This window comes from Klenkia sp. PcliD-1-E, from assembly GCF_024124375.1.
Lineage (GTDB): Bacteria > Actinomycetota > Actinomycetes > Mycobacteriales > Geodermatophilaceae > Klenkia.
The window spans coordinates 1-8361 of the sequence record NZ_JAMXRZ010000156.1 but is presented as its reverse complement, the minus strand read 5'-3'; the positions used below and the strand labels follow the sequence as shown (position 1 = coordinate 8361).

General features: G+C 75.3%; 8 protein-coding genes and 1 pseudogene. 4 read left to right on the top strand and 5 right to left on the bottom strand.

What is annotated here, in order from left to right:
- On the bottom strand, positions 1–1877 hold a 1877-nt coding region (locus NH342_RS20710), incomplete at its 3' end, for a helicase-associated domain-containing protein (RefSeq protein WP_253017879.1).
- 43 nt (positions 1878–1920) lie between these two features.
- Between NH342_RS20710 and NH342_RS20705 the strand changes: the two genes are divergently transcribed.
- On the top strand, positions 1921–2412 hold the full coding sequence (locus tag NH342_RS20705; RefSeq protein ID WP_253017878.1) for a hypothetical protein: 492 nt from the start codon (positions 1921–1923) through the stop codon (positions 2410–2412).
- Here NH342_RS20705 and NH342_RS20700 read toward each other — a convergent pair.
- Positions 2409–3632: an MFS transporter gene (locus NH342_RS20700; protein ID WP_253017877.1), complete on the bottom strand. Its 1224-nt coding sequence runs from the start codon at positions 3630–3632 to the stop codon at positions 2409–2411. The genes NH342_RS20705 and NH342_RS20700 overlap by 4 nt on opposite strands.
- Positions 3633–3775: 143 nt before the next feature.
- Here NH342_RS20700 and NH342_RS20695 point away from each other — a divergent pair, with 143 nt between their 5' ends.
- Together NH342_RS20695 and NH342_RS20690 are read left to right on the top strand one after the other, a co-directional pair.
- Positions 3776–4003, top strand: a complete 228-nt coding sequence (locus NH342_RS20695; RefSeq protein ID WP_253017876.1) for a hypothetical protein — start codon at positions 3776–3778, stop codon at positions 4001–4003.
- Complete coding sequence (locus NH342_RS20690; RefSeq protein WP_253017874.1) at positions 4000–5646, top strand: AMP-binding protein; 1647 nt, start codon at positions 4000–4002, stop codon at positions 5644–5646. Before NH342_RS20695 ends, NH342_RS20690 begins: the two co-directional genes overlap by 4 nt.
- A 3-nt stretch (positions 5647–5649) precedes the next feature.
- Here NH342_RS20690 and NH342_RS20685 read toward each other — a convergent pair whose 3' ends face one another.
- A complete protein-coding gene (locus NH342_RS20685) occupies positions 5650–5970 on the bottom strand; it encodes a hypothetical protein (RefSeq protein WP_253017872.1) in 321 nt (106 codons plus the stop codon).
- 133 nt (positions 5971–6103) lie between these two features.
- Between NH342_RS20685 and NH342_RS20680 the strand changes: the two are divergent.
- Positions 6104–6298: pseudogene (locus NH342_RS20680) on the top strand (cold-shock protein); the annotation flags it as partial.
- A gap of 185 nt (positions 6299–6483) precedes the next feature.
- Here the strand turns inward: NH342_RS20680 and NH342_RS20675 are convergent.
- The gene (locus tag NH342_RS20675; RefSeq protein WP_253017870.1) at positions 6484–6978 is read right to left on the bottom strand and encodes a DUF2771 family protein; all 495 of its coding nucleotides are present in this window, start codon (positions 6976–6978) and stop codon (positions 6484–6486) included.
- A partial coding sequence (locus NH342_RS20670; RefSeq protein ID WP_253017868.1) for an MFS transporter occupies positions 6975–8361 on the bottom strand: 1387 nt, incomplete at its 5' end. The genes NH342_RS20675 and NH342_RS20670, both read right to left, overlap by 4 nt.

Sequence of the window (8361 nt, the reverse complement as noted above, 5' to 3'; positions counted from 1 at the left end):
GCGGTGGCCCGGGGGCGCCCGGCCGGCCGGGTGAGGACGGCGCCCCCCGCCGACTCCCCGGCCGGGGCGTAGCCGGCGGCCCGCAGCACCTCGAGCACCTCGTCGGCCGGCAGACCGCTGACCAGCACCCCCGGCGCCAGCCGGCGCAGCTCGGCCCGCGCGGTCCGCTTGTCCGAGAGCACCTGGGAGAGCAGGCCGTGGTCGTCGCTGCGCACGTAGGCCTCGATCGCCCCGACCCGCAGCCGGCCGTGCTGGCGGGCGACGTCGTCGACCAGGTAGTCCAGGGCCTGCGGCACCGGGGTGCGGGAGGCGCGGGCGAAGAAGTCGTGCAGCTCGGCGGCCGACCAGCCCGAGTCCAGCGCGCGGCGGACGCTGCCGTCGGTCACCCGGAAGACCGTCGCGCCGCCCGAGGACTCCACGTCGGCGACCACGGCCAGCGTGCGGGCGAGCTCGGCGACCAGCGGGCCGGGCGCGACCAGCGACAGGTCGGGCTGGGCCAGCACGTGGTCGACCGGGTCGGGCAGCAGGCCGCGCATGCTCGTCGCCGCGCCCTCCTCGCCGCCGGTCAGCAGCCCGCGGCCCCCCGACGACAGCCGGCCGCCGACCACGATCCCCAGCTGCTCGGCCTCCCCGACCAGCGCCGGCACCAGCACGAAGCGGTCCGCGCGCCGGGGGCTCTGCCAGCGGAGCAGGGACAGCAGGTCCTCGGTGGTCAGACCGAGCCCGGGCGCGAGCTCCCCGAGGGTGGCCAGCAGCGTGCGCCGCACGGCGGGCACGGTGTGCCGGACGACGTCGGGGGAGAGCACGTTGACGGCCTTGCCGGCCAGGTCGCGCTGGCCGACCAGCGAGATGACCCGCATCGAGTCCAGCCAGCCCGCGGCCAGCAGCGCCCACCGCTCGGGCAGGGCCTGCTCGCGCCAGGCGTCGGACTCCCGGCTGGGCAGCCACTCGTCGCGGTGCGGCCCGCCGAGGTCGAGCAGGCCGGCGGCGTGCGCGACCTCGACGAAGAAGGCCGCGGCGTGCTCGTCGACGCCGAGGGCCTTGGCCAGCCGCTTCTGGTCGCGGATGGCCATGCCGCCGCTGCGCAGCAGGCCGGCCGGGTCCTCCTCCAGCGCGGCCAGCAGCTCACCGACCCGGCCCACGGTCTCCAGCGCCGCACCCGCGGCCCGGCGGTCGACCACGGCGGGGTCCCGGTGCTCCGTCGGCGGCTCGGGACGGCGCCGCACGGGTCCGTAGGGCCGGTCGCCGCGCAGCGCCAGCCCGTACTGGCGGGGCAGCTCGACGTTGGCGGCGTCCACCCGGGTCAGCAGCCCCCGCCTCAGCAGCCGGCGGGCCGGGCTGTCGGGGGAGGTGCCGGAGTGGTCGACCGGCAGCCGGCCCAGCGGGTTGTCCCCGGCCAGCGCCTCCAGCACGGCGCGCTCGTCGTCGTCCACGTCGGCCAGGTCACCCGCGACGTCCGCGGGCGGGGGCGTGCGCGGACGCCCGAGCCCGGCCGGGTAGCGGACGGCGCGGCGCACCGGCTCCGGGGCGTGCAGCACGTCGTCGCCCCAGAGCAGGGCCCGGTCGGTGAGCAGCTGCACCGCCTCGTCCACCGGGGCGCCGGGGAGGGCGTCGACCAGTTCCTCGCGGGTGAGGCCGTCGCCGGGGGCCAGCAGCACCGCGTCGAGCACCTGCAGGGTGCCCGCGTCCAGCTCGTCGAGGGCGCGGTCCACCGACACCGGCACCGCCAACCGGGTGGCCAGGCCGACCAGGTCGGAGGGGGCGGGCCGGGCGACGTCGGGGCGCAGCGCCAGCAGCGTGCCCAGCTGCTCGTCGGAGCGGGTGCGCAGCCAGGCGGCGAGCGTGGCGGGGGCCGGGGCGCCCTCGGTCGTGGACATCCGCTCCACGCTACGACGCGGGCGGGGTGACAGCATCGCGTGCGTGCCCGGCGCCCTCGACGACCCGCAGACCCGTGCTGCGCTGGCCGCCACCCGGGCGGGTGCGGTTCGCTGGCTGGCCGGCGGGGCGGTCGCGCTGGTGCTGGCCGTGCTGCTCGCCGTCGCCACGGTCCAGGCGGCCCAGGACGGCAGCCGGCTGCCCTTCGCCGGGCTCGCCGTCGTCGCGCTGGTGCTGGGCGGGGTGGCCGCGCTGGTCGCCGGGGCCGGCTCGCTGCTGCGGGTGGCCCGCTGGTCCCGCGCGCTGACCGCGGCTCCCTGGCGGCTGGGCACCCTGCGCATCGCCGGCCCGGCCACGATGCGCGTCGCCACCCTGGACGGCGACGTCGACCTGCGGTTGCAGTCGACCACGATCTGGCGCACCCGCGCCGTGCAGCGCCTGGACGGCCAGGACGTGCGGGTGGCCGAGGCCGGCCACGACCGCTGGGTGCTCACCGCCGACGGCGCCGGCACCCTGTACGGGGCGCGGCGTCCCTAGTCGGCGTCGGCGTGGGCGACGTGCCGCAGCTGGCCCCAGACCACCACCACGAAGACCGCGGACCCGGCGAAGGCGAACCAGAACGGGCCGGTCACCGAGGTCTGCTGCGCGACGACCCCGCCGACGCCGGAGCCGATCACCAGCCCGCCGAAGGTGCCGACCAGGTTGACGCTGCCCACCCGGCCCTGCAGGTGCCGCGGGACGGCCCGCTGACGCACCGTGACCGACGTCGTCCCCCAGATGAAGGCGTGCGCGCCGAAGACGACGAACACCGGCATGGCCACCCACGGGCTGGTCGTGAGGGCGAGCGCGAGGTGGGTGAGGGTCTCCACGACCAGCCCGACCCGCATGAGGTCGCCCAGGCTGACCCGCCGGGTGATCCAGCCGTAGGCCGCGATGCCGGCGATCCCGCCGACGGCCTGGGCGGTGGTGACCAGGCCGAAGCCGACCTCCCCGAGCCCGAGGCGCTGCGTCGCGTAGAGCACCAGCACCGACCAGGCCGCGCCGAAGGTCACGTTGAACACGAAGATCGTGAGCACCAGGGTGCGGACGGCGGGGTGGTGCACCACCCACCGGAACCCCTCCGCGATCTCCAGGTGCACCGGACGGCGCTGCGCGGGCTCGGCCGGCGGCAGCACGACCCGCGACACGAGCACCGCACCCAGGGCCACCAGGACGGCGACCGCGCCGAACGCCCACCCCGCCCCGACGGTGAACAACGCCGCCCCGAGCGGTGGCCCGGCCAGCTGGTTGACCGTCACGAACCCGGTGGTCATCCGGGCGTTGCCGACCGCCAGGTCGTCGCGGTGCACCAGGGTGGGCAGCAGCGTCTGCGCGGCGTTGTCGGCGAACACCTCGGCGGTGCCCAGCACGAACAGCGCGGCCAGCACTGCGCCGATGGTGACCAGGTCGGTGGCCACCGCCAGGGTGAGGACGGCGAGGACGCCGGCCCGCAGCAGGTCCACGACCACGACGAGCAGGCGGCGGTCCACCCGGTCGGTGACCGCGCCGGCGACCAGGCCGAACAGCAGCGGTGGCAGCCACTGCACCCCCGCGGCCAGCGACACCAGGAACGGGTCCCCGGTGAGCGAGGCGACCAGCAGCGGACCCGCGGCCAGCGCGATGCCGTCGCCGAGGTTCGACGTCCACGAGGAGGCCAGCAGCCAGCGGAACCCGGTGCCGAGCCGGGCCGGCACGACGGTCTCCACGATGCGGCCCACGGGGAGGTGACCCTAGGCGGGCCGGGAGCACGTCGCACCCAGGTTGCCGCCGGGCTGGCGTGGGTGCCGGGGCGCGCGGTTGGATGCGGGACGATGGGCCCGAGCGCCGGTGAGGACGCCGGCCACGACGGCAGGAGTGCGCCATGGCCAAGAAGAACCCGAAGACCGCCCACCTCGTCGAGCCCACCTGGGGCCAGTCGGTGGACGGCGGCCCGCCGCTCACCGAGCTGATCAGCGAGATGACCGGGTCGCTGTCGCCCTTCGGCGAGGACCACTCCTTCCCGCTCCCGCCGGAGCGGCTGCGCTACGCGCACCCGACCGACAAGCCCAACCGGGCCGGCGTCCAGCTGCGTCCCGAAGAGCGGGCATGACCGCCCCCGCGCTGCCGTCCTACACCAGCGGGACCTCGACGGTCCCGCTGCTGGGCGACACCATCGGGGCCAACCTCGACCGGACGGCAGCGCGGGTCGGCGAGCACGAGGCGCTCGTGGAGTGCGCCACCGGCCGCCGCTGGACCTACCCCCAGCTGGTCGCCGACGTCGACGCCTTCGCCCTCGGCCTGCACGCCCTCGGCGTGGCCAAGGGCGAGCGGGTCGGGATCTGGGCGCCCAACTGCGCCGAGTGGGTGTTCGTGCAGTACGGCACGGCGAAGCTCGGCGTCGTCCTGGTCAACATCAACCCGGCCTACCGCACCCACGAGCTGTCCTACGTGCTGCAGCAGGCCGGCATCTCCGTGCTGGTCGCGTCGCCTGCGTTCAAGACCAGCGACTACCGCGCGATGGTGGCCGAGGTCCGCGACGAGTGCCCGGCGCTGCGCGAGGTGCTCTTCCTCGGGACCGACGAGTGGGACCGGCTGATGGACACCGGCCGGGCCGCCGACAGGGGGTTCCTGGCCGAGCGCGAGGCGGAGCTCTCCGCCGACGACCCGATCAACATCCAGTACACGTCCGGGACGACGGGCTTCCCGAAGGGCGCCACGCTCACCCACCACAACCTGCTCAACAACGGCTTCTTCGTCGGCGAGGGCTGCAGCTACACCGAGGCCGACCGGGTGTGCATCCCCGTGCCGTACTACCACTGCTTCGGCATGGGCATGGGCAACATCGGCGCCACCTCGCACGGGTCGACCATGGTCATCCCGGCGCCCGGCTTCGACCCCGCCCTGACCCTGCAGGCCGTGCAGGAGGAGAGGTGCACCTCCCTGTACGGCGTGCCCACGATGTTCATCGCCGAGCTCGCGCTGCCGGACTTCGGCTCCTACGACCTGTCCAGCCTGCGCACCGGGATCATGGCCGGCTCGCCGTGCCCGGTCGAGGTGATGAAGCGGGTCGTCGACGAGATGGGCATGGCCGAGGTGACCATCGCCTACGGCATGACCGAGACCTCCCCGGTCTCCACCCAGACCGGCGCCGACGACGACCTCGACCGCCGCACCTCGACCGTCGGCCGCACCCACCCGCACCTGGAGAGCAAGGTCGTCGACCCCGACACCGGGCTGACCGTGCCACGTGGGACGCCGGGGGAGCTGTGCACCCGTGGCTACTCGGTGATGCTCGGCTACTGGGACGCCCCCGAGAAGACCGCCGAGGTCATCGACGCCGCCCGCTGGATGCACACCGGCGACCTCGCGGTGATGGACGACGAGGGCTATCTGAACATCGTCGGCCGGATCAAGGACATGGTCATCCGCGGCGGGGAGAACGTGTACCCGCGGGAGATCGAGGAGTTCCTGTACTCCCACCCCGACATCGCCGACGTCCAGGTCATCGGGGTGCCCGACGCCAAGTACGGCGAGGAGCTGATGGCCTGGGTGCAGCTGCGCGCCGGCGCCCCCGAGCTCACCGCCGAGGCGCTGCGGCAGTTCTGCGCCGGCAAGCTGGCGCACTACAAGGTGCCCCGCTACGTCAAGGTCGTCGACGCCTTCCCGATGACCGTCACCGGCAAGGTGCGCAAGGTCGAGATGCGGCAGGTGTCCACCCAGGAGCTCGGCCTGGCCGAGGTCACCACCGCCTGACGCTCAGCCCGCCTTCGTGCGGGGCGCCAGCCGGGTGATGGCCTTGGACAGCAGGCTGCCCACCACCACCCACACGATGGCCGCGACCAGCGCGTTCACCGTCTCGGCGATCTTCGGGTCCTCGGGGGTGAACAGGTCACGGGTGAAGGCGCCCAGGTCGTTGCGCACCCCGGCGGTGAACTCGACGATCGGGTTGGCGGGGTTGGCCTCGAACAGCACGAACACGGCGTAGAGCACGATCAGCCCACCCACGACCGAGGACACCAGCCGGACGGCGGCGGCGACCGAGGTGACGACGCGGGACGCAGCGTTGCGGACAGCCATGGCGGGCATCGTCGCATCCCCCGCCGTGCCGGACTACTCGCCGGTAACCAGGCGGCCCGCCCTCCCCCCAGCGGCTAGCCTGGGCCGCGGCGGCCCGCCCGGGCCGGCGCCGACACGACAGCGAGGGATCGACGTGCCCAGCGGCAAGGTGAAGTGGTTCAACCCGGAGAAGGGCTTCGGCTTCCTCTCCCAGGAGGGTGGACCCGACGTGTTCGTGCACAAGGACGCGCTGCCCGCCGGGACCACCGAGCTCAAGCCCGGCCAGCGGGTGGAGTACGGCATCGTCGCCGGGCGCCGCGGCGACCAGGCCCTGCAGGTGACCGTGCTGGACCCGCTGCCCTCGGCCGTGGCCGGCACCCGGAAGAAGCCCGACGACCTGGTCCCGATCATCGAGGACCTCATCCGGCTGCTCGACGGCGTCGGCAACGGGCTGCGGCACGGCCGGCACCCCGACCGGCAGGCCGCCGCCAAGGTCGCCGCCGTCCTGCGCGCCGTCGCCACCGACCTCGAGGGCTAGCCCGTGGGGGCCTGGTCGCCGGAACGGATGAAGCCGACCGGCCAGGCCCCGGACAGCCCGCTGCACGCGCCGTCCCGCGAGTCCTCCACGACCACCAGGTAGTAGGCCGGCGGCACCGCGTCGGAGCTGTTGATGCCGGTGAAGGTCGGGGTGTCCCCGGGGACGTCGACCTCGCCGAGCAGCTCCTGCAGCTGGTCGTCGTAGACCTGCACGCTCCAGCCCTGCGCCGCCACGGCGTCGGGCACCGTCAGCGAGATCGTCGAGTCCGGCTGCACCTCGATGACCGGCGGGGTGCCCGCGTAGCGCTCCCCGGTGCCGTCCAGGCAGTACTGCGAGGGCTGCACCGTGACGTCCTGCCCGCTGCTCTGCACCCGCACGGTGGGCGGTGGTCCGCCCTGGTCGGCGGCGCCGCTGCTCCCGCCGGCGCCGCACCCGGTCACCAGCACCAGGACGGCGGCCCCGCAGGCCGCCGTCGTCGCCACCCTGGTCATGCCCGCTCCCAGCCCGTCGTCCGCCCGCGGCCCCGGGCGGGACGGCGGTGGTGCCCCAGCCAAGCAACCAGACCTGTGGCCACCACCAGCAACCCCGCCGTGGTGCCGAACGCCAGCACCGGCAGGTCGGCCGGCAGCGCGATGCCCAGCCCGCCGCCGAGGACCCACGCCAGCTGCAGCAGCGTCTCCGACCGGGCGAAGGCCGAGGCGTGCTGGGCGCCGGGCACGTCCCGCTGGATGATCGCGTCCAGCGACACCTTGCCCAGCCCCGCCGCCAGCGCGGCCACCCCGGCGGTCACCGCGACCATCGCCACGGAGAACAACAGCGCCGCAGCCACCGCGGCCACGACCGCGACCAGCGTCGACCACAGCACCAGGGTGTCGGGCGTGGCGCGGTGCAGGCGGGAGCCGATCGCCGTCCCCAGGAAGCTGCCCACCCCGGCCGCACCCGCGATGGCACCCAGGGCCAGCGTGCGCTCCCAGCCGCCGGGCACCGCGGCCTGCACGAGGAACGCGGCGTAGATCGTCAGGAAGCCGCCGAGGACCCGCAGCAGCGCCGCGCTGCGCAGCGCGTCCACCACCGTCGCCGCCACCCGCGGCCTCCCGCGGTGGCCGGGGACCGGGATCTCCATCGTGGTCGTCAGCAGGTCGCTGGCGACCTCGCCCGCGGGGACGTCGACGTGCCCCGGCAGCCGCAGCGCCAGCACGCCGGCGGCGGTGAACACCGCCGCGGTCGCCCACAGCAGCGGCGGGAACCCGGCGGAGGCCGCGATGCCGGCCCCGATCCCGCCGAAGACGCCGGCGGTGACCAGGCCGAACACCGACGTCCGGGCGTTCGCGCTGGTCAGCGACATGGCCGGGGGCACCACCCGGGGGATCACCGCCGCCCGCAGCACGTTGTGCGCCTTGGACAGCACCAGCGCCCCCAGCGCGGCCGGGTAGAGCCAGAACCCGTCGAAGTTGGCCGCCATCACCAGCGCCAGCACCGCCCGGCCCACCAGGCTCGCCGCCATCGCCCACCGCCGGCCGCGCTGCAGCCGGTCCAGCAGCGGACCCAGCAGCGGGGCGACGACGGCGAAGGGCGCCATCGTGACCAGCAGGTACAACGCCACGTTCCCGCGCTGCGCGTCGGTGGACGCGGCGAAGAACAGGGTGCCGGCCAGCGAGACCGCGACCATCGCGTCGCCGGCGGTGTGCAGGGCGTTGACCCACAGCACGTGGGCCAGCCCGCTGTCCCCGGCCCCGTCGGCCCGGCTGGCCGCGTTGACCCGGCGGACGGCGGCCACCGTCAGCTCCCGCGACCGCTGCGCCGCCACCCGGGTGACGGTCACCTTCGGCGGTCGGGCGCCCAGGCCCGGGGACGGCGGCGCGGTCGGCTCGGGC

Coding starts and splice junctions, on each gene's coding strand:
- NH342_RS20695 (WP_253017876.1), top strand. CDS start 3,776: ATGGCCAAGAAGAACCCGAAGACCGCCCACCTCGTCGAGCCCACCTGG.
- NH342_RS20690 (WP_253017874.1), top strand. CDS start 4,000: ATGACCGCCCCCGCGCTGCCGTCCTACACCAGCGGGACCTCGACGGTC.
- NH342_RS20685 (WP_253017872.1), bottom strand. CDS start 5,970: ATGGCTGTCCGCAACGCTGCGTCCCGCGTCGTCACCTCGGTCGCCGCC.
- NH342_RS20675 (WP_253017870.1), bottom strand. CDS start 6,978: ATGACCAGGGTGGCGACGACGGCGGCCTGCGGGGCCGCCGTCCTGGTG.